General features: G+C 33.8%; 20 protein-coding genes. 17 read left to right on the forward strand and 3 right to left on the reverse strand.

The window, feature by feature from the left end; all coding sequences use genetic code 11:
- The first annotated feature begins 68 nt into the window (after positions 1-68).
- The 6 genes from DWW96_RS07370 (at position 69) to nagA (ending at position 6,170) form a co-directional block, all read left to right on the forward strand.
- Complete coding sequence (locus DWW96_RS07370; protein ID WP_022087975.1) at positions 69-1,382, forward strand: extracellular solute-binding protein; 1,314 nt, start codon at positions 69-71, stop codon at positions 1,380-1,382.
- A gap of 79 nt (positions 1,383-1,461) precedes the next feature.
- The gene (locus DWW96_RS07375) at positions 1,462-2,358 is read left to right on the forward strand and encodes a sugar ABC transporter permease (protein WP_022087976.1); all 897 of its coding nucleotides are present in this window, start codon (positions 1,462-1,464) and stop codon (positions 2,356-2,358) included.
- Positions 2,359-2,372: 14 nt separating this feature from the next.
- The gene (locus tag DWW96_RS07380; RefSeq protein ID WP_022087977.1) at positions 2,373-3,230 is read left to right on the forward strand and encodes a carbohydrate ABC transporter permease; all 858 of its coding nucleotides are present in this window, start codon (positions 2,373-2,375) and stop codon (positions 3,228-3,230) included.
- A 15-nt stretch (positions 3,231-3,245) separates the two neighbouring features.
- A complete protein-coding gene (locus tag DWW96_RS07385; protein WP_022087978.1) occupies positions 3,246-4,094 on the forward strand; it encodes a response regulator in 849 nt (282 codons plus the stop codon).
- Entirely contained in the window at positions 4,095-4,802 is a 708-nt protein-coding gene (gene nagB / locus DWW96_RS07390) for a glucosamine-6-phosphate deaminase (protein WP_022087979.1), read from the forward strand.
- A gap of 132 nt (positions 4,803-4,934) precedes the next feature.
- Entirely contained in the window at positions 4,935-6,170 is a 1,236-nt protein-coding gene (gene nagA, locus DWW96_RS07395; protein ID WP_117909988.1) for an N-acetylglucosamine-6-phosphate deacetylase, read from the forward strand.
- Between the two features lie 90 nt (positions 6,171-6,260).
- On the opposite strand, the gene DWW96_RS07400 is transcribed toward nagA, so the two are convergent.
- Positions 6,261-6,866: a Maf family protein gene (locus DWW96_RS07400; protein WP_117909989.1), complete on the reverse strand. Its 606-nt coding sequence runs from the start codon at positions 6,864-6,866 to the stop codon at positions 6,261-6,263.
- A gap of 141 nt (positions 6,867-7,007) precedes the next feature.
- On the opposite strand from DWW96_RS07400, the gene DWW96_RS07405 reads away from it, so the two are divergent.
- From DWW96_RS07405 to DWW96_RS13985, 4 genes are all read left to right on the forward strand, one after another.
- Positions 7,008-7,805, forward strand: coding sequence for a Cof-type HAD-IIB family hydrolase (locus DWW96_RS07405; protein WP_022087982.1), 798 nt, complete (start codon positions 7,008-7,010; stop codon positions 7,803-7,805).
- 226 nt (positions 7,806-8,031) lie between these two features.
- The gene (locus DWW96_RS07410) at positions 8,032-9,825 is read left to right on the forward strand and encodes a Na/Pi cotransporter family protein (protein WP_117909991.1); all 1,794 of its coding nucleotides are present in this window, start codon (positions 8,032-8,034) and stop codon (positions 9,823-9,825) included.
- A 63-nt stretch (positions 9,826-9,888) separates the two neighbouring features.
- Complete coding sequence (locus tag DWW96_RS07415; protein ID WP_022087984.1) at positions 9,889-10,245, forward strand: hypothetical protein; 357 nt, start codon at positions 9,889-9,891, stop codon at positions 10,243-10,245.
- A 164-nt stretch (positions 10,246-10,409) separates the two neighbouring features.
- Positions 10,410-10,553, forward strand: a complete 144-nt coding sequence (locus DWW96_RS13985; RefSeq protein ID WP_158562665.1) for a hypothetical protein — start codon at positions 10,410-10,412, stop codon at positions 10,551-10,553.
- Between the two features lie 165 nt (positions 10,554-10,718).
- Here the strand turns inward: DWW96_RS13985 and DWW96_RS07420 are convergent, their stop codons facing one another.
- Entirely contained in the window at positions 10,719-11,303 is a 585-nt protein-coding gene (locus tag DWW96_RS07420) for a TetR-like C-terminal domain-containing protein (protein ID WP_117909992.1), read from the reverse strand.
- 135 nt (positions 11,304-11,438) lie between these two features.
- On the opposite strand from DWW96_RS07420, the gene mnmA reads away from it, so the two are divergent.
- From mnmA to lepB, 5 genes are all read left to right on the forward strand, one after another.
- Positions 11,439-12,500 (forward strand): tRNA 2-thiouridine(34) synthase MnmA, encoded by a 1,062-nt coding sequence (gene mnmA, locus DWW96_RS07425; RefSeq protein ID WP_117909993.1) that lies wholly within the window; start codon positions 11,439-11,441, stop codon positions 12,498-12,500.
- Positions 12,501-12,813: 313 nt separating this feature from the next.
- Positions 12,814-14,076, forward strand: coding sequence for an RNA polymerase sigma factor RpoD (rpoD, locus tag DWW96_RS07430; RefSeq protein WP_243003041.1), 1,263 nt, complete (start codon positions 12,814-12,816; stop codon positions 14,074-14,076).
- 322 nt (positions 14,077-14,398) lie between these two features.
- Positions 14,399-18,946 (forward strand): glutamate synthase large subunit, encoded by a 4,548-nt coding sequence (gene gltB / locus DWW96_RS07435; RefSeq protein ID WP_117909995.1) that lies wholly within the window; start codon positions 14,399-14,401, stop codon positions 18,944-18,946.
- Between the two features lie 381 nt (positions 18,947-19,327).
- A complete protein-coding gene (locus tag DWW96_RS07440; protein WP_117909996.1) occupies positions 19,328-20,812 on the forward strand; it encodes a glutamate synthase subunit beta in 1,485 nt (494 codons plus the stop codon).
- 201 nt (positions 20,813-21,013) lie between these two features.
- Positions 21,014-21,748, forward strand: a complete 735-nt coding sequence (lepB, locus tag DWW96_RS07445; protein ID WP_243003042.1) for a signal peptidase I — start codon at positions 21,014-21,016, stop codon at positions 21,746-21,748.
- 143 nt (positions 21,749-21,891) lie between these two features.
- On the opposite strand, the gene DWW96_RS07450 is transcribed toward lepB, so the two are convergent.
- Entirely contained in the window at positions 21,892-22,653 is a 762-nt protein-coding gene (locus DWW96_RS07450; protein WP_022087992.1) for a GNAT family N-acetyltransferase, read from the reverse strand.
- A 170-nt stretch (positions 22,654-22,823) separates the two neighbouring features.
- Between DWW96_RS07450 and DWW96_RS07455 the strand changes: the two genes are divergently transcribed.
- Entirely contained in the window at positions 22,824-23,681 is an 858-nt protein-coding gene (locus tag DWW96_RS07455) for a deoxyribonuclease IV (RefSeq protein WP_199522682.1), read from the forward strand.
- Positions 23,682-23,804: 123 nt separating this feature from the next.
- Entirely contained in the window at positions 23,805-24,752 is a 948-nt protein-coding gene (locus DWW96_RS07460; RefSeq protein WP_117909997.1) for an AEC family transporter, read from the forward strand.
- The last annotated feature ends 9 nt before the right edge of the window (positions 24,753-24,761 follow it).

Here is a 24,761-nt window from a genome sequence, read left to right on the forward strand (position 1 = left end):
CAAATAAAAAAAGCATATGGTTATAAGGAAAAAAGAAAAGGTATCAGTGAATGGATTGGAGGAGTTATATGAGAAAACCATTAGCACTTATGCTCGCAGGACTTATGGCAGTATCCATGGTTGGATGCGGAAGCAATGGAGATGCCGCAAGCAGCAGCGACAACAAAGACAAAGCAGATTCAGGAAAGGTAACATTAAAGGTTACAACAACATATGCAGGTGAAGACACAAATGCAGGAAATTATAAAGATGCCTGTGCTGCATGGACTAAAGAAACAGGAAACAAGATTGAAGATAGTTCAGCAACATCTGATGAAACATTTAAATCAAGAGTTATTACAGACTTTGAAACAGGTTCAGAACCGGATGTATTATTCTTCTTCAACGGAGTTGATTCAAACCAGTTCGTTGAACAGGGTAAGGTAGTTTCAATTGATGAAATCAGACAGGAATATCCTGATTATGCATCAAATATGAAAGATGACATGCTTGGAGCATCACCTGTAGATGGAAAGAATTATTCAGTACCGGTTAATGGATACTGGGAAGGATTATTTGTAAACAAGGATGTACTTAAAGAAGCAGGAGTTGAAGCTCCAACAGCAGATACAACTTGGGATGAATTTATGACAATGTGTGAAACAATAAAGAAAGCAGGTTACACACCAATAGCAGCTTCATTACAGGAAATTCCACATTATTGGTTTGAATACACAATTTTCAACTTCCAGGATGTAGCTACACATAGTACATTACCTAAATCAGCAGATGATGAATATGGTAAAGCTTGGGTAAATGGTATCAATGATATCAAAGATCTTTATGAAAAAGGATATTTCCCAGACAATACATTAACAGCATCAGATAGTGAAACATTTGAGTTATTTACATCTGATAAAGCAGCTTTCTTAATTGATGGTTCATGGAAAGTTGGTGGTATTGAAGAAGCAGTAGATGATATTGATAATTACACAGTTACATACGTTCCCGGAAAAGGAAATCGTAAGTCAACAGACCTTATCGGTGGTCTTTCAAGTGGTTACTATATTACAAAGAAATGCTGGGATGATCCTGAAAAACGTGCAGCAGCTGTAGATTTCATTGAATACATGACAAGTGATGAAATGGTATCAAAATTTGCAGGAAGCTCAGCAACAGCATTAAAGAATGGTGCAACAGTTGACGCTGATTCAATGTCAAGTCTTGCAAATGCAGGTGTAGAATTATGTGCAGGAGCAACTGGAATTTCTCCAGCTGTACAGGATAGTTTATCAACAGCAGCAAAAGATCCTATTTTTGCAGGTATGGCAGATATTGTTCAGGGTAACACAAAAGTTGCAGCAGCTGTAGATGAAGCATTAACAATTAATTCTGGTGAATAAATTATTAAAATAATCAAGTAGAAATTAGAGCCGGAAGGAACAAAAACCTTCCGGCTTTAAAAAAATAAGGAGATATAATATGGGTGCAAAAATATACCAAAACAAAAAATATATTGCATTTTTCTTAATACCGGCATTTGTTTTTATGTTGATATTTCTTTACTACCCATTCATACAAAACATAATTAACAGTTTTCAACATATAAAGTATATGGGGACGGCAGCTGACAAATGGAATGCTCCGTTTTACAAAAATTATCTTGAAATTTTCAAGGATCCGAAAATGTTAATAGCCTTGAAAAATACAGGAATTATGATTATAGCAACAATTGTTGGAGAAGTAGGACTGGCTATTGTTCTTTCATTGTTAGTAAGCAATATAAAGAAAGGTGCAGGATTTTTCAGAGTAGTATATTTTTTCCCAATTGTTATTTCAGCAACAGCCCTTGGCTTATTGTTTAACTTAGTTTTCCTTTATGATAAAGGAATGATAAATCAGCTTCTACAGCTTATTGGTGTTTTGGATGCAGGTAAAAATGAATTGATTGACTGGAAGGCAACACATCCGATGTTTACAATGCTTGTTCCGGTTATATGGCAATATGTTGGATTTTATTTCATAATTTTACTTACGGGATTAAGCGGAATACCGGAAGATTTATATGAAGCAGCAGAAATTGATGGAGCTTCAAAGCTTCAGCAGGTTAGATATGTAACGCTTCCATTATTAAGAAATAGTATTTGTACATGCGTAGTATTAGCAGTAACAGGAGCTTTAAAAGTATTCGATTTACCATGGACAATGTTTGTAAATGGTATGTCAAATACATGGTTAACAGGAACATACATGTACTCAAAAGTATATGTAGATGTTGACTACAGTTCGGCAATAGCAGTTGTTATTGTAATAATAGGTGTAGTATTGTCAGTTGTAGTAAATCAAATATTTAAGACAAATGACGATTATGATGTATAGAAGGGAGAAAAGACATGAAGAAGAAAAATTTTAAAATATCTTTGGTATTTGTATATACAATTCTTATTGTTTGGGCTCTTACGACAATTTTCCCTCTGCTATGGTCCATCATGAATTCGTTTAAAAATAAAAAGGCAATATACAATAATTCATTTGCATTGCCTGTTGGTAAACTGTTCTCATTAGATAATTATAAAGCAGTATTTGCCAACTATGACATTTTGAATGCATACAGGAACAGTTTTATTATATCTGGTACTGTTGCAGTAGTTGTTATTCTATTCTCCGGAATGGCAGCTTATATATTAACGAGGTATAAGTTCCCGGGCAAGGGAATTTTGGATGCCTTACTTTATGCAGGAATGATGTTCCCTATCTACTCCACCATCATTCCTGTATTAAGAATGATGACAGGTTGGGGAATTGTAAACACACCACATGTTTCATTAAATTTGTTATCAGTTATACTTCCGCAGATTGCAGGAAATATGTCATTTGCTATAATAGTACTCAGAAGTTACATGAGAGGGCTTCCGGTGGAACTGGAAGAGGCAGCGTATATGGAAGGCTGTAATATATTCCAGATTTATTTTAGAATAATCATGCCGCTATCAAAGCCATCATTTGTAACAGTTGGAATTTTTAGTTTCCTTTGGAGCTACAATGATTTGTTTACTCAGATGTTCTTCCTTAGAACAAAAGATAACTGGGCAATTACAATTCTTCTTAATAATATTGCTTCAAAAGAAGGTGTAAATTATGGTATGCTGTTCACATCAGTAACTTTGATTGTAATACCTATTTTAGTAGTATATATGGCATTACAGAAATACATTATTAAAGGTATGACAGTAGGTGCTGTTAAGGGATAATAAGGAGAGAGTTTTATGTATAAAGTAATTATCGTGGATGACGAGCCGATTATAGTAGAGGGGCTTAAATTAGGAATTGAATGGGCAAATTGGAATTGTGAAATTGCTGGTACAGCCAGCAATGGATTAGCAGGTTTAGAACTTATGAGAAAAATAAAACCTGACATTTTAATTTCAGATATATCAATGAATAATATGGACGGACTTGCAATGGTTGCAGCAATTAAGTCTGAGTATCCCGATATTGAAGTGTGTTTATTGACAGGATTTAGAAATTTTGAATATGCACAGCAGGCTATAAAGCTTGGAGTGACAAGATTTTTATTAAAACCGTCAAAGATAGATGAGTTAGAAGAAGCAATAAGTGCAATGACTAACAATCTTAAGCAGAAGGGAAATGATAGCAGCAATGCAGAAATTGATTCTATATGGAGCCGTTCAGATGAAGAAGAGAATTATATATATGAAACATTTATAAAAAATCATCCTGAATGTGATACTCCTGAAAAGGATAGATTAAAATGTACTGATGCTAACAATTTTATACTTAAAAACGCATTGAAATTTATATATGAACATTACAAATTGAAATTAAGTCTTTTAGATGTGGCTGAACAATGTTTTATAAGTAGCTGGCATTTAAGTAAGTTACTTAATCAGTACACAGGAAGAGGATTTTTTGAAATAGTTAACACAATAAGAATAGATAAGGCGAAAGATTTGTTAGAGAATAAAAATTATAAGATTCAGGATGTATCTGAACGCGTAGGTTTTCAGGATGTAACACACTTTTGCCGTATATTCAAAAGTTATGTAGGAAAATCTCCATCGGATTACAGAAATTATGGAGGGAAAGGAAAATAAATGCGTGTTATAGAAACACAGGATTATTATCATATGAGCAGAACTGCAGCAAATATTATTTCAGCTCAGATAATAATTAAGCCAAATAGTGTCATTGGGTTGGCAACGGGTTCTACACCAATAGGAACTTACGAACAGTTGATTCGCTGGTACGAGAAAGGTGATTTAGACTTTTCTAATGTTACTACAATTAATTTAGATGAATATAAAGGAATTGCTCCTGATAATGAACAGAGTTATAGATATTTTATGAACAAGCATTTGTTTGATCGTATCAATATTGATAAAAAGAATACATATGTGCCTGATGGTTTGGAAATGGATTCTGATAAAGCATGCTCAGATTATAATAGAATAATAAGAGAATCAGGAGGGGTTGATTTACAACTTTTGGGTCTTGGAAATAATGGACATATCGGATTTAACGAACCAGGTGAAGCATTTGAAAAAGAAACTCATTGCGTTAAATTGACAGAAAGTACTGTTAAGGCAAATTCAAGATTCTTTGATACTATCGATGAAGTACCTAAGGAAGCTTATACAATGGGAATTAAAGCTATAATGCAGGCTAAAAAGATTGTTGTTGTAGTAAGTGGTGAAGGTAAGGCAGAGATAGCTAAAAAAGCCTTCTTTGGACCGGTAACTCCAAAAGTACCGGCATCAGTATTACAGTTACATAACGATGTAACTGTAATTATGTGTAAATAAGTAGAATACTAAAACAAGTAAAAGCAATTACTAAAATAACTTTATTTAAACTTTCGGTTAAATTTCGTATTTTGGTAATTGCTTTGTGTTAATAAAGGATTAATTTTATAGAAAAGCAAAAGTGAGGGTTTTATGGAAATTATAAAGAATGGTAAGGTTTTTACAAAGAATTTTACATTTGAAAAGGCAGATATAATATTAGATAAAGGTGAAATTAAGGATATTATATATTTTGGAAATAATGGTGACAGTACAAATAATACAAGTGATATTAGCGGTAGTACAGATGCAAATAACAATAAATCAGATAATAATTACACTAGAATTATCGATGCTAATGGCTTAATGGTAATTCCGGGGCTTGTAGACATCCATTTTCACGGATGTGTTGGCAGTGATTTTTGTGATGCAACACTTGAAGCTGTAGAAAAAATGGCAGAATATGAAAAAGAGCATGGAATAGCTGCCATTTGTCCGGCAACAATGACATTGCCAAAACAACGTCTTATGGAAATTTGCAGAAATGCAAAAGAATATAAGGATATTCAAATGAATACTAAGTCTTTGGAAAAAAATAATGAACAGGTAAATACTTCAGAAAAATTAAAGGCAAAGCTCGTAGGGATAAATCTTGAAGGCCCATTTATATCTCCGGACAGGGTAGGAGCTCAGAATCCTGAATATGTTCAGAAACCGGACGCAGAGATGTTACAAGAACTTATTGACGAATCAGGTAATATGGTAAAGCTTGTAACAATAGCACCTGAAAGAGAAGGCGCTATAGAGTGTATTTCAAAATTACACGATAAAGTCAGATTCTCAGTAGGACATACAATGGCAAATTATGATGAAGCAACATTGGCATATGAAAGCGGAGCAAAACATGCAACACATTTATATAATGCAATGACAGGATTAAATCATAGAAATCCGGGCGTTGTAGGTGCAGCAAGGGATGCCAAAAATGTTACAGCAGAATTGATTTGCGATGGCGTACATATTCATCCTTCAGTTGTAAGAGCAACATTTTCAATGTTTGGAAGTGACAGAGTGATACTTATAAGTGATAGCATGAGAGCCTGTGGAATGCCTGATGGTGAATCGGAGTTAGGTGGTCAGGTTGTTATAAAGAAAGGAAATGAGGCAAGACTTGTTACAGGAGAATTGGCAGGAAGCGTAACAAATGTTTACGACTGTATGGTTAAGGCCATAGAATTTGGAATCCCTATAGCAGATGCGATTAAAGCAGCAACTTATAATCCGGCAAAGGCAATAGGAGTTCTTGATGAATTTGGAACTATAGAAATAGGCAAAAAACCGGGATTTGTATTGGTTAATGAAGACTTTTCAATAAATCAGGTTTTATAATAAGTATAATAAGAACTCTTCACAAACTGTATGTACCTTCTTTACCGGACAAAAATGTCCGGAATTCTGGGTACATATCAGTTGAACAAGTTAACACAAGTCTGAAAAATTATTGATTTCATGATATAAGCGCGAAATAGGAAGACCTACTACGTTGTTGTAATCGCCATTTATTTTCTCAATATGAATTGCAAATGGTCCCTGAATTCCATATGCTCCGGCTTTATCAAAAGAATCTTTTGTATTAATATAACTGTTTATTTCATCGTCAGTCATAGGGCATACATGTACATCTGTTTTTTCATAAAAAGATTTAACTTTCGGAGATGAATTTCCGGATGTGTAATGAAGTAAGGTTACGCCTGTATAAACCTGATGCGTTTTATTCTGTAATTTCTTTAACATACGAAATGCATCATCATAATCAGATGGTTTTCCCATGATTTCATCATCGCAAAAGACGACAGTATCAGCTCCAATAATTAAAGTGTCGTTCTCCAATAAAGAAAGGGAATTTGCAACGCCAAAAGCTTTGATAGATGAAAGTTCCATGGAAACGTCAAAAGGAGCAGTTTTAGTTGTGATTTCAGGAGTGTCAGAAGTAACAATTTTAAAGTCATACCCTGCCTGCTTCATTAGTTCCATACGTCTTGGCGATTTAGATGCCAAAATAATATCTGTATTTGTAATATTCATATCAATTAATTCTCCTAAATATTTAAATTCATAATAGAGTATACAACAAAATAGTGTAAATAAATATAGTTATATGTTAACATCATAGTGTAATCAAAACTTACAAAAATGTTAATAAAATTTAATTATGGAGAGAAACATATGAATAAGTTTAAGGGATATCTTATTTGCACGGATTGCGATGGAACATTGACAGACAATGAAGGAAAAGTATCAGATGCAAATGCAGAGGCTATTAAATATTTTGAAAAAGAGGGTGGATTATTTACATTAGCTACAGGCAGATTTCCTCATTTCGCAAATAATTTTAAAGATAAATTTAAGGTTAATGCACCAATAGTATCCTTAAATGGTGCGGTACTCTATGATATTAACGCAGAGAAAATGTTAAATTCATGGAAAATGGAGAAAGAGCGTTTTGCTAAAGTTTTAAGATATGTAAATGAAGAATGGCCACAAATATGGGAAATATGGACAAGTGGAAACATATATGAAAGTGTAGGTTATAAGCCGGCAGAACATAAGTATGATGAAAATAGTTTGGAAGAATATATAACAAAGCTTCCGGATTATTTATATAAAAATCTGTTTATTCAACCTGCTGATGTAACAAAAAAATTGCAGGAGCAGTTAAAAATAAGATTTGGGGATAAATTCAGATTTGATTTAAGCTGGCCCGAAGGAATAGAAATGCAGTCGATAGACAGTGGAAAAGGAATTGCAATAAAATATTTGAAAGAACATTTAGGAAAAGAAAATGGAAATACTATTCATACTACAATCGGAATTGGAGATAATGAAAATGATATAAATATGATTGAATGTTCTGATATTGGATATGCAGTAGGTAATGCAGTAAAAGAATTGAAAGAAAAGGCTGACAGAATTACAGTTGCAAACACTGAGGATGCTATAGCAAAGATAATTTCACAACTTTAAATAACATTAAAATTTTTATTGAAAAAAGTATGTGTATTCGTTATTATGGACTATGGATATGTAAATTATATGTAAAAATCAAGGAAAAAATAAGAAAAAATGAAGTAAAATATCTATTTTCCATAGGAAACAAAATGGACAAAATTCATTATATATAAGTGTTTCCGACGATTAGCCACCGACCAAAGGGAGGGGGCAATACATAGTGTGCAAGGAGAAAGTAATTATGGACTATGTACTTTTAGTATTAGAGTTACTTGGTGGCGTAGGACTGTTTTTGTATGGAATGAGTCTTATGGGTTCATCTCTTGAAAAGTTAGCAGGTGGAAGTCTTGAAAAGATTTTGGAAAAGCTGACAACAGGAAAGAGCAAAAGAACAGGACAGATTAAAGGTTGGGGCCTTGGAACAGGGGTAACTGCCATTATTCAGAGCTCAGCGGCAACTACACTTATGCTTATCGGATTTGTAAATGCCGGAATTATGAAATTAGGACAGGCTATTCCGGTAGTATTTGGTGCCAATGTTGGTAGTACAGCGACAGCTATTATTTTAAGTTTAGGAGATGTTGGTGATAATCTTTTAATTTTAAAATTAGTTAAGCCTAAATATTTAGCATGCGTGTTATTGGTTGTAGGTGCTTTTATTATTCTTTTCTCTAAGAAAAAGAAATTAAAAGATACAGCGGGAATTTTAGTTGGTCTTGGCATACTTTTTACAGGTATGACAACAATGGAATCTGTGTTTAGCGGTAATGCACAGATTACGGCAGCTATTGAGCATATGTTTGGAACAATAAGTAATCCATTACTTGCATTTTTAATAGGTATGGTACTTACGGCAATTATTCAGAGCTCATCTGCTTCAGTAGGTATTTTACAGGCACTTTCCGCTACAGGAGTAGTAACATATGGAACTGCAATTCCTATTATTATCGGTCAGAACATTGGTAAATGTGTTGCTATTATTTTAGGTGGAATCGGTGCAAATAAAAAAGCAAAAAGAGTTTCTCTTAGCTATTTATTGTTTAATATTATAGGTGCATTTTCATTTATGGTTATATTCTGTGTATGTAAAGAAGCATTTGGTTTAGCAATATTTGGAGAAACTGTAAACAGAAGTAAGATTGCTATTATCCATGTAGGATTTAACCTTGTTACAAGTTTAGTTTTACTTCCATTTGCAGATAAAGTAGGTGATTTGACAGGAAAGATTGTTGGAAATGAAGAAGAGTCTCTTATGGATAAAGAACTTGGAACACTTGATCCAATGTTATTAAAAACACCTACAGTAGCTTTAAAGCAGAGTAAAGAAGTTATGTGGGCAATGACGGATGCAATATCAAATAACTATAAGATTGCATGCGAGCTCATTAAACATTTTGATATTAAGTTATTAGATGAAGCAAGAAAAAATGAAGACTTTATTGATAAATGTGAAAGCGTTTTAAGTTCATACATTTTAAAGATAGATGCAAAACAGCTTCCTGGAGATGGAAAAAGAGTCGTATCTGAATTATTAAATTCAGTTGGAGATTTGGAAAGAATAGGTGATCACTGTATAAATATTTCATTCCTTATGGAAGAAATGAATGAAAGAAAAGCTCATTTTTCTGATAAGGGGTTAAAAGAAGTTGAGGTCTTAGTAGATGCAATAGAATCTATTATTAATACAACATTCCAGGCATTTAAAGAAGATGATGAAATATCAGTTATCAGAGTAGAGCCAATGGTTAAGATAATTTCAAGATTAAAAAATATGATAAAAGACAATCATATTTCAAGATTGGAAAACGGACAATGTAGCATAGAAGCAGGTATTACTTTATTAGATTTACTTACTAATTTTGAGAGAATTGCCAGCCACTGTGAAAATATAGCTTTGCATATTACTAAGAGGGTAAATAAAGAATTGCATTTAGATGATATGCATGGACATATGATGGACAAACATAGTGAGGAATATAAGGGACTTTACTTATATTACAAGTCTCAGTATGTAGATAAAATTGAAAATGAATAATAATATTGACATATGGTATGGATGATGTTTAAATTAAACTATCTGTACTAAGGGGTGGTATTTATGTCAAAGAAAAAAAGTATAATTATAGTAGGAATTGTGGCAGTTATTTTAGCAGTAGTTTTGATTGTTGTGTTACATCCTTCAGGCACCGGAAAAGATGCTGAGAATAAGATGGAAGTGACAACAACTAATTATCAGACAGATGAGGCAGATGACAACAATTCAATGGATAATGAATCAGCTGAAGGCGAAACGAATTATTGGGATTCAGTAGACATGATAGAAGATGGCAATGCAGCTGATAACGAAGGTAATAACGAAAATACAGCAGATGAACAGGTAAGTGGCGACTCAGAAGAATATCCGGGACAGGATGATGGATGGTCACCAATTGTACCGGCTGATGATGTAAATTAAATTATTTTAGTTAATTGTGGGGATATACGGGGTGAAAAATTTAGCTTATTTAGAATTTTATAAAATTAATTATAAAAAGCATTTGGATTTCATGTGTAATAAACCACACGAAAGTCTGAATGCTTTTTGTTTGTAGAAAGTATGGATAAGAAGACGCAAATGGTGTGTCTACAATAGAAAAAGCAGAGGCAGAGGTAGATTCTGTAGAACCAAGATATAAGGAATGTGATATGAAAACTGGAAAGATTACGGACTGGAAAATAAATTATGATTTGAAGGAAAAATTAATTAGGCCTCAGTGTATTTAAGAAAATTATATTTATGGTTTTATAAGTGAATTTTCTGATACCAACAGAGAAGATGATGAAGAACTGATTGCGATAAAAAGATAAAAAAGATGAACACAAATAAGTTACGTTTAGTGATAACGAATTTGTGTTCATTTTTTATGTTTATCAAAAATTTTTCATATATTACTTAGAAGAATCTTCTATGAGTCTTGTGATAATATCATGGACTGTGTTGTATACAAATACAGCCATTTCTTCAGGTGGTGTAACGCAATCAGAAAAAATCCATGTTTTAAGCATTCCAATACAACCGCTTCTTAAAAACGAATAAACATATTCAGGGGCAATTGATTTGTTAAAACAATATATAAGATTAATCTGTTTTCTTACCTTACTTTCGATTACGTCTTCCATACGTTGTATAAAAAATGCATCGCCGTGATATCCCATTAAAGCTTTTAATGAATCTCTGTTTGCTTCAAAAACAGAAATCAGGTCAGTTACAAAACTGTAACTTTGAGCTCTCGATAATGAAGGATAGGAATCAAGTACCTTCTGAATCTGGGAAATAATGTCGTTTTCCATTTCTTGTAATAGGTCAAATATATCCGTATAATGCAGATAAAAAGTTGAACGGTTTATATTTGCAAGAACAACAAGATTTTTAATTGTAATATCATTAATATTCTGTTTTATCATCATTTGCGCAAGCGTTTTCTTCAAAGCTTCCCTTGTGCGCTGACTACGTTTATCTATTTTAATATTCATGTATAATATTAGTCATTACATATGGTATAATGGCCTTTCCTTTACTTGAAGTTATTTACAAAAATATTATAATAGAGGATAAGAAAAAAGACAACATGATGTCTATAAAAATAAGAAATATTTAAGAGGTCAAAAATGAAAAATAAAACAGTTGTAGTAGGGTTATCAGGGGGAGTTGACTCATCGGTTACGGCATATTTATTAAAGAAACAGGGTTACAATGTAATTGGCGTTACAATGCAGGTGTGGCAGAAAGATATTCCTGAAAGTGGAGAAACAGGAATAGCAGAAGTGGAAGACGCAAGGAAAGTGGCGGCGTATTTGGGTATTCCTCATTATGTGCTTAATTTTAATGAAGAATTTCATAAGAATGTTATAGAATATTTTGTTAAAACTTATAATGACGGAAAGACACCTAATCCTTGTGTGGTATGCAACAGATATGTAAAATGGCAGGCTTTAAGGGAAAAGGCAGGAAATTTAGGAGCGGATTATATTGCAACAGGTCATTATGCAAAGATAGAAAAATTAGAAAATGGAAGGTACGCAATTAAAAATTCAAAAACGGCAAAAAAAGACCAGACATATGCATTACATTTACTGACTCAGGAACAGTTAGAACATACAATTATGCCTCTTGGCAGCTATGAAAAAGATGAAGTGCGAAAGATTGCTGAAAGAGTAGGAATTCCTGTTGCATATAAAAAAGACAGTCAGGATATGTGCTTTATTCCCGATGGAAAATATGCAAATTTTATATACAAAGAAACAGGAAAAAGGGCAATACCGGGAGAGATTGTGACAATGGATGGAGAAGTTGTTGGAAAACATAAAGGAATTATTTTTTATACAGTCGGACAGCGAAAAGGTTTGAAATTGCAAAATAAAAATATGTATGTTTGTGAAATCAATGCCAATAAGAATCAGATTGTGGTATGCGACAATGAATCCCTGTTTAAAAAGATAGTAGTTGCGCACAATGTTAATATGATGGCAAAGGAAAGTATTAGTGGAAAACAAAGAGCATTTGCGAAAATAAGATATAACCATGAAGGGGCAGACTGTACTGTGTGGATGGAAGATGAAAAATTGTATTGTGAATTTGACAAACCTCAAAGAGCAGTGACCCCGGGACAATCTTTAGTTGTATATCAGGATGGATATGTGCTTTGCGGAGGAGAAATTATTTCAGAATAAAATATGTTGAAATCAAAAGCACCAACTTTGATGTTTACGGATTGTTCCGTGCTACGCATTCCAATAATCCTACCAAATATTCATAATAAGTAGACAGTAATTATGCAATATCTACTCATTGATACAAATTTGCGTATTTTTTTACAAAATATTTAAAAATAATGTTGACGGATTTTAAACATATGCGTATAATTGTAAGTTGAATAACCAACACTTAATGTGGATAGGTCTATCTCGACGAAGAGAGTTTTTATATATTTATGAGTTCATGATTAGTCGGAGTTATTCAAATTCAAAGAAAGGGATTGCTGTAGTGAAGAAGAAAGACTTTACAGAAAAACTGACAGAATTAGTAGAACTTGGCAAGAAGAATGGTGGAGTGGTTACAACTGCTGATGTTGATAACATGTTTCAGGGGATGCCACTTACAGGCGAACGTAAAGATGCTATTGCCGAGTATATAATTGAAAATGGATTGACAATTAAAACAGGTGATTCAGACGGAAAGTCAGAAACAAAGAAATTAACAAAGAAGACAAGTGTGAAAACTGATGTGGAAGCGGTAGATGATACTGATAATGAAGAGGTGGATAATGCAGAAGAAACTGCATCTGATGCAGAACCAACAGAAGCAGATTTGACACTTGCAGCAGAAGGCCCTATTGATTTAGAACCTACAGATGACGATTTTGAAGATGAAGAAGAAATTGTTGAATTAGATAATGTTGGTTTACTTGAAGGTGTCGGAACAGAAGACCCTGTTAGAATGTACTTAAAAGAAATAGGTACAGTTCCATTGTTAACTGCAGAAGAAGAACTTGAACTTGCCAAACGTAAATCAGAAGGCGATCCTGTTGCTAAAGACAAATTAATAGAAGCTAATTTACGTCTTGTTGTTAGTATTGCTAAGAGATACACAGGAAGAGGTATGAGTTTCCTTGATTTAGTACAGGAGGGCAATTTAGGACTCATAAAAGGTGTTGAAAAATTTGATTACGAAAAAGGATATAAGCTAAGTACATATGCTACATGGTGGATTAGACAGTCTGTAACAAGAGCACTTGCAGACCACGCAAGAACAATCCGTGTACCTGTTCATATGGTTGAGACAATTAACAGAATGTCAAAGATGCAGCGTAAATTAACTTTAGAGTTAGGTTACGAGCCATCAACTCAGGAATTAGCCAATGCATTAGATATAACAGAAGAAAAAGTTTTAGAGATAATGCAGATAGCAAGAGAGCCTGCATCATTAGAAACACCTATCGGTGAAGAAGATGATTCTAACTTAGGAGATTTTGTTGCAGACAACAATACAGTTACTCCGGAAGCTAACATTGAATCAGTTATGCTTAGAGAACACATTGATGTATTACTTGAAGATTTGAAAGAACGTGAAAAGGAAGTTATTATCTTAAGATTTGGCTTAAGAGACGGACATCCAAGAACTCTTGAAGAAGTTGGAAAGGAATTCAATGTTACAAGAGAGCGTATCAGACAGATTGAAGCTAAGGCATTAAGAAAGTTAAGAAATCCTGTTAGAAGTAAGAAGATTAAGGATTTCCTTAATAGTTAATAAATAAAAATTCTTCCGTGCATAAAGAAAAGCATTTTTGCATGGAAGAATTTTTTTATAAAAGGCTTTCTAAAGTAAACCAAATGGTTAAATTAGTTAAGACAAACTAAGTTAAGGCACATACTTAAAATAGAGAAAGTAAAAAAAATAAAAAAATATGTATTTTTTACTTAATTTTACTTGATTTTGTCATAAAAATAGTTTATAAAATTAAGTAAATAAAAAAGTAAGCATAAAGGTACAAAGGCGTACTTCAGTGTTGCTATGCAACTGAGGCAGTCCTTTGTACCTTTTTTATATTCTAACTATCAGGAGGGATACGATGAATCAAAACGAATTATTTGAGAAAGCAAAAAAAGATGGCTTATACGATGAAAGATTTGAACATGATAACTGCGGTATTGGTGCAGTTGTAAACATTAAAGGTATCAAATCTCATGAAACAGTAGAAAATGCTTTAAAGATAGTAGAAAATCTTGAGCATAGAGCAGGTAAGGACGCAGAAGGAAAGACTGGTGACGGAGTAGGTATTTTGTTACAGATTTCACATAAGTTCTTTAAGAAAGCTACAAAGAATTTAGGATTTGACATTGGAAATGAAAGAGAATACGGAGTTGGAATGTTCTTTATGTCTCAGGACGAACTTGTCCGTAAGCGTGAAATGAAAATGCTTGAAATAATAGTTGAGAAAGAAGGACTTGAATTCTTAGGATGGAGAGAAGTACCAACACATCCTGAAATTTTAGGAACTAAGGCAGTTGAATGCATGCCATACATTATGCAGTGCTTCATAAAGAAACCTGAAGATGTAGAAAAAGGATTACCTTTTGATAGAAAATTATACATTGTAAGAAGAGTATTTTCACACAGCAGTGTTGGAACATATACAGTTTCAATGTCTAGTAGAACAATAGTATACAAAGGTATGTTCTTAGTTGGAGAACTTAGAATGTTTTTTGATGATTTACAGAGTAAAGATTTTGAATCAGCTATAGCAATGGTTCATTCAAGATTCTCAACTAACACAAATCCAAGTTGGAAGAGAGCTCATCCAAATAGATTTATTGTTCATAATGGAGAAATAAATACAATTCGTGGAAATGCAGATAACATGCTTGCAAGAGAAGAATCAATGGATAGTGAATATATGAAAAATTCTATTCAGAAAGTTATGCCTGTAGTAGATACAAATGGTTCTGACTCAGCAATGCTTGATAATACATTAGAATTCTTAGTAATGAATGGAGTAGATTTGCCTCTTGCAGTAATGATGTGTATTCCTGAACCATGGGAAAATAACAACACAATTTCACAGAGCAAAAAAGACTTCTATCAGTATTATGCAACAATGATGGAACCATGGGATGGACCGGCATCTATCCTTTTCTCAGATGGAGATTACATGGGAGCAATCCTTGATAGAAACGGACTAAGACCATCAAGATATTATATTACAGATGATGACCAGTTGATTCTTTCATCAGAAGTAGGTGTCCTTGAAATTGACCCTGCAAAAATAGTAGTAAAAGATAGACTTCGTCCGGGACGTATGCTTCTTGTAGATACTGTAAATGGAAAATTAATTGATGATGATGAATTAAAAGAAGAATATGCAACAAGAAAACCATATGGTGAATGGTTAAATAACAATCTTGTATATTTGAAAGATATAAAGATTCCAAATAAAAAAGTTGAATCATATACAAAGGAAGAAAGACAGAGATTACAGAAAAACTTTGGATACACTTATGAAGATTTAAAGAAGATAATTCCAATGGCAAATAACGGAGCAGAAGGAATTAGTGCAATGGGTAAAGATACACCAATAGCAGTACTTAGTGAAGCAAAGAATCCATTATACAATTACTTTAAGCAGTTATTTGCTCAGGTAACAAATCCACCTATTGATGCAATCAGAGAAGAAATAGTTACATCAACTTCTGTTTATATAGGTAAAGACGGAAATATCTTAGAAGAAAAACCTGAAAACTGTAAGGTATTAAAAATTCATAATCCAATTCTTACAAGTACAGATTTACTTAAGATTGAAAATATGAATGTAGATGGATTTAAGGCTGCAAAGGTTCCAATCGTATATTACAAAGGAATTGCATTAGAGAAAGCTATTGAACAGGTATTCGTAGATGTAGATAAAGCGCATAAGGATGGAGCAAATATCATAATACTTTCAGACAGAGGTGTAGATGAATATCATGTACAGATACCGGCACTTTTAGCTGTATCAGCAGTACATCAGCATCTTGTAAAAACAAAGAAAAGAACAACACTTTCACTTATTCTTGAAAGTGGTGAACCAAGAGACGTACATCATTTTGCAACATTACTTGGTTATGGTGCAAGTGCAATCAATCCTTATTTGGCACATGATACAATCAAACAGATGGTTGATGAAAATATGATTGATAAAGACCCATACGCAGCAATTGATGATTATAACGATGCGATACTTCATGGAATAGTTAAGATAGCATCTAAGATGGGTATTTCAACAATTCAGTCATATCAGGGATCACAGATTTTTGAAGCAATCGGAATTAGTAGTGAAGTAATTGATAAATATTTTACAGGAACTGTAAGCAGAGTAGAAGGTATCACAATGCGTGATATTGAAGAAAATGTTGAAGAACTTCATTCAAAAGCATTTGATCCATTAGGACTTGATGTCGACCTTACTCTTGAAAGTTCAGGCTCTCATAAATTAAGAAGTGGAAAAGAAGAACATAAATATAATCCACAGACAATTCATACTCTTCAAATGGCAACATGGACAGGAAACTATGATTTATTTAAACAGTATACGCATATGATTGACGAGGAAATGAGTCCGGTACATTTAAGAGGATTAATTGACTTTAAATATCCTGAAAATGGTGGAATCCCAATTGATGAAGTAGAAAGTGTTGATTCAATTGTAAAGAGATTTAAGACAGGAGCAATGTCATATGGTTCAATTTCTCAGGAAGCACATGAAACAATGGCAATTGCAATGAATATGATTGGCGGAAAATCAAATTCAGGTGAAGGTGGAGAAGCTCCTGAACGTTTAGTTGTTGGAAAAGACGGACTTAACAAATGTTCAAAGATTAAGCAGGTTGCTTCAGGACGTTTTGGTGTTACATCAAGATATCTTGTAAGTGCAGAAGAAATTCAGATTAAAATGGCACAGGGTGCTAAACCTGGTGAAGGTGGACACTTGCCTGGAAAGAAAGTTTATCCTTGGATTGCAAAAACAAGATATTCAACACCGGGTGTAAGCTTAATTTCGCCACCACCTCATCATGATATTTATTCAATTGAGGATTTGGCACAGCTGATTTATGATTTGAAAAATGCAAACAGAGATTCAAGAATTTCAGTTAAATTAGTTTCGGAAGCAGGTGTTGGCACTGTAGCAGCAGGTGTTGCAAAAGCAGGTGCACAGGTAATTCTTATTTCAGGATTTGATGGAGGTACAGGTGCAGCTCCGGGTAACTCAATTTACAATGCAGGACTTCCTTGGGAACTTGGATTAGCAGAAGCACATCAGACATTGATTGCAAATGGTCTTAGAAATAAAGTTATTGTTGAAACAGATGGTAAGTTAATGAGCGGACGTGATGTAGCAATTGCTGCAATGCTTGGTGCAGAGGAATATGGATTTGCGACAGCTCCATTAGTAACAATGGGATGCGTAATGATGAGAGTATGTAACCTTGATACATGTCCTGTTGGTGTGGCAACACAGAATCCTGAACTTAGAAAGAGATTCAAAGGAAAACCTGAATATGTTGTTAACTTTATGAAATTTATAGCTCAGGAACTGCGAGAATACATGGCAAAACTTGGTGTTAGAACAGTAGATGAATTAGTTGGCAGAGCTGATTTGTTAAAGGTAAAAGAAAATGTTACTGCAGGTCATGCACCTGAAGTAAATCTTGATAAGATAATCAATGCTGATTTTGCAAATGAAAGAGTTCAGTACAATAAGAAGAATGTATACGACTTTAAGTTAGAGCAGACAAAAGATGTAACTGTATTATTGAAAAAATTAGGTAAGGCTTTAGATGCTAAAAAGACAGCGAGTGTTGAAGTTGATGTAAATAATTTAGACAGATCGTTTGGTACAATATTCGGTTCAGAAATTACAAAGAAATATAATGATACATTAGATGACGATATGTACGTTGTAAAATGTAACGGTGCCGGTGGACAGAGCTTTGGTGCATTTATTCCTAAGGGATTAACTATAGAGCTTACAGGTGATAGTAACGATTATCTTGGTAAAGGTTTATCGGGTGGAAAGATTGTTGTTAAACCACCTAAAGAATCTAAGTTTAAGCAGGATGAAAACATCATTATCGGAAATGTTGCTTTATATGGTGCGACAAGTGGAAGTGCATATATAAACGGTGTAGCAGGAGAACGTTTCTGTGTAAGAAATTCAGGTGCTACAGCAGTTGTAGAAGGTGTTGGAGAACACGGATGTGAATACATGACAGGCGGACGTGTAGTAATTATCGGTAAAGTAGGTAAGAACTTCGCAGCAGGTATGAGCGGCGGTGTTGCTTATGTACTTGATGAAAACAACGATTTATATATGAAAACAAATAAAGAGTTAGTATCTACAGAAGAGTTGTCAAATAAATATGATGTTCAGGAATTAAAGAAAACGCTTGAAGAACATGTTAAATATACAAACTCAGTACGAGGAAAAGAAATACTTGAAAACTTTGAAGAATATCTTCCAAAATTCAAGAAAATCATTCCTTACGATTATAAGAAGATATTAAATGCCATTGCAAAAATGGAAGAAAAAGGATTAAATCCGGAACAGGCACAAATCGAAGCATTTTATGCGGCAACAAGATAGGACAAGCAATAAATAATTACTACGCCGGCAGGACGTTTACGTACTGCCGAAGGAAGTAATTATTTATTATTTGCGTAGCAAAGCGAGTGAGATGAAGCAGCGGAGGCTGCGGAATCGAACTGCTTGTCCTATCGGTTAGAGGTAGGATAGCAAAGCGAGTGAGATGAAGCAGCAAAGGCTGCGGAATCGAACTGCTTGTCCTATCGGTTAGAGGTAGGATAGCAAAGCGAGTGAGATGAAGCAGCAAAGGCTGCGGAATCGAACTGCTTGTCCTATCGGTTAGAGGTAGGATAGCAAAGCGAGTGAGATGAAGCAGCGAAGGCTGCGTAATCGAACTGCATGTCCTAATGGAAGAAATTTAAATGAAGAGGAGAAAGAAAAATGGGAAAACCAACAGGATTTTTAGAATATGAGCGTGAAGATGCACCGGCTTATTCACCAAAAGAAAGAATAAAAAACTTTAATGAATTTCACGAACCATTATCATTTGAAAAACAAAGATGCCAGGCTGCAAGATGTATGGATTGCGGAGTTCCATTTTGTCAGTCAGGTAAAATGTTAGCAGGCATGGCATCAGGTTGTCCTCTAAATAACCTTATACCTGAGTGGAATGACCTTTTATATCATGGAAATATGGAACAGGCTTATAATCGTTTACACAAGACAAACAATTTTCCTGAATTTACATCAAGAGTATGTCCTGCTTTATGTGAAAAGGCATGTACCTGTGGATTGAATGGAAATCCGGTTTCATGTAGAGCAAATGAAAATACAATTATTGAAAATGCATATGCAAAAGGATTTGCGGCAGCAAAGGCTCCATCAATGAGAACAGGAAAAAAGGTTGCAGTTATCGGCTCAGGTCCTTCAGGACTTGCAGCAGCTGACCAGCTTAATAAACGCGGACATAATGTTACAGTATTTGAACGTGCAGACAGAGTTGGTGGATTACTTATGTATGGAATTCCAAATATGAAACTTGAAAAGCATATTATTGATAGAAAAATCAATATTATGAAAGAAGAAGGCGTTGAATTTGTAACAGGCAAAGATATTGGAAAAGATATAAAGGCAGACAAGATATTGAAAGAATATGACAGAGTAATTCTTGCGTGCGGAGCTACAAATCCAAGAGATATTAAGGCTACGGGAAGAGATGCAAATGGAATTTATTTTGCAGTAGATTTCTTAAAATCAACAACAAAGAGTTTGCTTGATAACGGACTTAAAGAAGGAACTTTCGTTTCAGCAAAAGGTAAAGATGTAATTGTTATTGGTGGCGGCGATACAGGAAATGATTGTGTAGGAACATGTATCCGTCACGGAGCAAAAAGCGTATTACAGTTAGAGATGATGCCAAAAGCACCGGATGAAAGAGCAGCAAATAACCCATGGCCTGAATGGCCAAAAGTCTGCAAGACAGACTATGGTCAGGAAGAAGCAATTGCTGTATTTGGACATGACCCAAGAGTTTACCAGACAACAGTTAAAGAATTCAAGAAAGACAAAAATGGAAATCTTGAAAAAGTTGTTTTAGTTAAATTAGAGTCAAAGAAAGATGAAAAGACGGGAAGATTTAACATGGTAGAAATACCGGGAAGTGAATATGAAGTAAAGGCTCAGCTCGTGTTAATAGCAGCAGGATTTCTCGGTAGTCAGGATTACGTAACAAAGGCATTTGGTGTTGCTGTAAATGAAAGAACAAATGTCAAGACAGCACCTGAAAGTTATCAGACAAATGTAGACAAAGTATTCACAGCAGGAGATATGCATAGAGGTCAGTCGTTAGTTGTATGGGCAATTCATGAAGGCCGTGAAGCAGCAAAGGCTGTTGATAAAAGTCTTATGGGATATACGAATTTATAAAAAATAGGGTTGCAAAAAGCAGCCCTATTTTTATGTAAATTTTTCACAAATGTTAATAAGAAATATTCAAGTTCACAAAAACTTAATGCAAGTTTACAAAGAGTTAAAGGAGGAAGTCTTGCACATCATTGTTTTTGTGGATATAATGAATAAGAATTTAGGGGAAGAGAAAATAACTTTTTTCTTCGGAAAGGAAATGACATGAGTGAAAATATAAATGAAAATATGACTGAGAAAGAGGCTAAGAAGGCAGAAGAACTGAAGAAAAAAGAATTGGAGAGGGCAAAGTATCAGGAACAGTTAAATGACCCGAATTTGACTAAGAAAGAAAAGAAAAAGATAAAAAGAAAACTAGAAGAATTAGAACCATTTGACTTGAAGAAAGAAGTTTTCAGTTGGATTAGAATATTTATTGCGGCAGTTGTAATTGCATTTTTAGTAAATAATTTTGTAATAATTAATGCAAATGTACCAAGTGGTTCAATGGAAACAACAATTATGACTAAAGATAGAATGCTTGGTAACAGACTGGCATATAAAACAGGCGACATAAAGCGTGGAGATATTGTAATTTTTAAATTCCCGGATGATGAAAGTCAGTTATTTGTAAAGAGAGTAATCGGTTTGCCTGGTGATAAGGTTGTAATTAAAGAAGGAAAAATTTACATAAATGATTCAGAAGAACCATTAGAAGAAGATTATTTGCCTGAGGAATGGACAGTTGGAAATGATGTAAGCAATCTTCCTGATGGAAAGAACGAATACAATGTGCCGGAGGGAAGTTATTTCTTAATGGGTGATAACAGAAATATTTCAAATGATGCAAGATACTGGAATAACACTTATGTAAAGAAAGATAAAATAATTGCAAAAGCAATGTGCGTTTATTTCCCATTTAATCATATGCATGCTTTAGAATCAGCGGAATATAATTAGAAAAATACAGAAAAATAATAAAAAGAGTTTCGTATGTATCAGTTTAAAACAGATGTAAAATCTGAAAATTGAAAGTGATACAAATACGAAGCTCTTTTTATTCCTCAAAAAATGGGGAAAACTAAGCTTGCTTTCTTATTTTATTATAAATTAAGACAATAGTAATCAAGACTTGAATCGACAACAAATCCCATCGACTGATAAAGGCGGAATGCAGGTATATTACTTTTAGTAACGTGAAGAATTATTTTGTCAATATTTATTTCGTCTAAATAACCTAACAGACAGTTAATTAAGTGTGCACCAAGTCCAAGTCCACGATATTTTTTTATAATTTCAACTTCACTTAAAATACAATAGGAATCATTTATTAAAGTTATTGAGCATGAACCGACAAAAAAGTCGTCTTTAAAAAATGCACATTGTTGCGCACCTTTACCTGATTCTGTTATATCTATGTCAAATTCAGAAGGATAAATGATTAAATTTTTCAAATTTAAAGACATTTTACATTCTGTATCTGAGTATCTGAAATTATTTTTTCTCAAAACTTCAGCTGCATTTTTGCAATGAGCAGGAAGCGGAAATGAAAGATTGATATTTTTATATTCTTCTTTAACAGCAGTTAATAATTGAGAAAAAATTCCGTTGTTACGATAGGCAGGCAGAACAAAACCACATACATCAAAGTTTTGCCTGTCGATTCCGGAAAGACAAATAAATCCTAATATATTATTGCTGTCATCACTAAAATAAAAAAATCCCGGGTGACCAAATAAATAAGAGTCATCCTCCTCGTAAAAAAAGGAATATTTTTTCGAATCATTCTGACAACAAATGGATACAATATTTTTTAGTACATCCATATGGTCAGAACGGACAGTTTTTTCAATTGTTAAACCCATAAAAATCCTCCCAACAACTGTTTCCAATAAAACTATTGTATCACATTTTGGAGAATTTTAGAGATAAAATATTGGAAGTAATGGAGATTAAATATATTACAGATGTGGTCAAGTATGAATGTTTGTAGTAAAATATCAAATGGACTGATTAAAAATGAGAGGAAAGTAAAATGATACGTATTGGATCCCATGTTGGAATGAATGGTAAAGAAATGATGCTTGGTTCTGCAAAGGAAGCAGCTTCATATGGTGCAAATGTGTTTATGGCTTACACAGGTGCTCCGCAAAATACAAGAAGAAAAGAAATAAGTGAATTAAATATTGATAAAGCATGGGAATATATGGATGAACATGGAATAGATGAAGTGGTAATTCACGCACCGTATATTATTAATCTGGCAAATACAGTTAAACCTGAAACTTATGAATTAGCTGTAGAGTTTCTTGCAAAAGAGATTGAAAGAGCACAGGCGATGAGGGCAAAAAGCATGGTGCTTCATCCGGGTTCTCACGTTGGAGCAGGAGTAGACGCAGGAATTAACAAAATTATCGAAGGTTTAAATGAAGTACTTACGAGTGATACTAAGATAAATATTGCACTTGAAACAATGGCAGGAAAGGGCAGTGAAATCGGAAGAAATTTCGAAGAACTTGCAAGAATTTATGATGGTGTAAAATACAATGATAAATTAAGAGTGTGCTTTGATACATGCCATGTAAATGACAGTGGATATGATTTGGTAAATGATTTAAGTGCGACTTTAGAAAAATTTGATAAGACAATCGGAACAGACCAGATTGCGGTATTTCATATAAATGACAGCAAAAATGAACTTGGAGCAGGTAAAGACAGACATGAAAATATCGGCAAAGGTTATATTGGCTTTGAAACATTGCACAAAATAGTTCATTTGCCTGAATTTGAGAGCGTTCCTAAAATTTTGGAAACTCCATATATTAAAGATGAAAATGACAGTAAGAACTCATATCCTCCATACAAGGAAGAAATAGCGATGCTTCGCAAGTGATTTCATATTTTTATCATAAATAAGATTGATAATATGATGATAGGTAAATCAAAGGCAACTATACATCTTACGATAACAGCCATTCATCATAAATGCTTAAATGATTACTAAGGAGACAAAATAATGAGTAATTTGATATACAGCCTCAACGCTACAGTTCCTGTATTTTTGGTAATTGTAGTAGGATATGTTTTGAAAAAAATTGGCTGGATAACACCTGAATTTATAAAGGTCGCAAATAAAATAAATTTTAAAGTTACATTGCCATGCCTTTTGATACAGGATTTAATGAATACAGATTTTAGACAGGAATTTGATGGCAAATATATTTTGTATTGCATGATAGTGACATCACTATGTTTTTTCGCAACATGGACGCTTGCAAAAGCATTCCTAAAAGATAAAAGTCTTGTTCCGGAATTCGTGCAGGGTTCATTTAGGGGAAGTGCGGCAGTGCTTGGAACGGCATTTGTATTAAATATGTATGGTGACACAGGAATGGTTCCGCTTATGATTATTGGGGCAGTTCCGCTTTATAACATATATTCTGTAATAGTGCTTACAATAGAAAGCCCAAGAAGAGAAGAAATTGAAGGCTCACCTGTCAAAAATACAATAAAAGGTATTGCTACAAATCCAATTATTATAGGTATTGTAGTAGGATTGCTACTTTCAATTTTCAGAGTAGATTTCCCACTTATGATAGATAATACTATTGGGAATATAGCAAAAATGGCAACACCTTTAGCTTTGCTTGCGATTGGCGGCTCATTTGAATTTTCAAATGCATTAAAGAAAATGGGACCGGCAGTTACAGGTTCAGCCATAAAACTTGTAATTATGGCTGCTGTATTTTTACCTGTTGCAGTGTGGCTTGGTTACAGAGATGCTAAGTTAATGGCATTAGTAATAATGTTAGGTTCACCAACAACGCCAAGTTGTTACATAATGGCAAAAAATATGAAGTGTGATGGAACTCTTACAAGCAGTATGGTAGTAATAACTACTATGATGTCAGCATTTACAATAACATTAATTGTTTTTGTATTGCGTACATTAGGATATTTGTAGAAGAAAACA

The organism is Eubacterium sp. AF17-7, assembly GCF_003461285.1.
Classification (GTDB): Bacteria; Bacillota; Clostridia; order Lachnospirales; family Lachnospiraceae; genus Eubacterium_U; species Eubacterium_U album.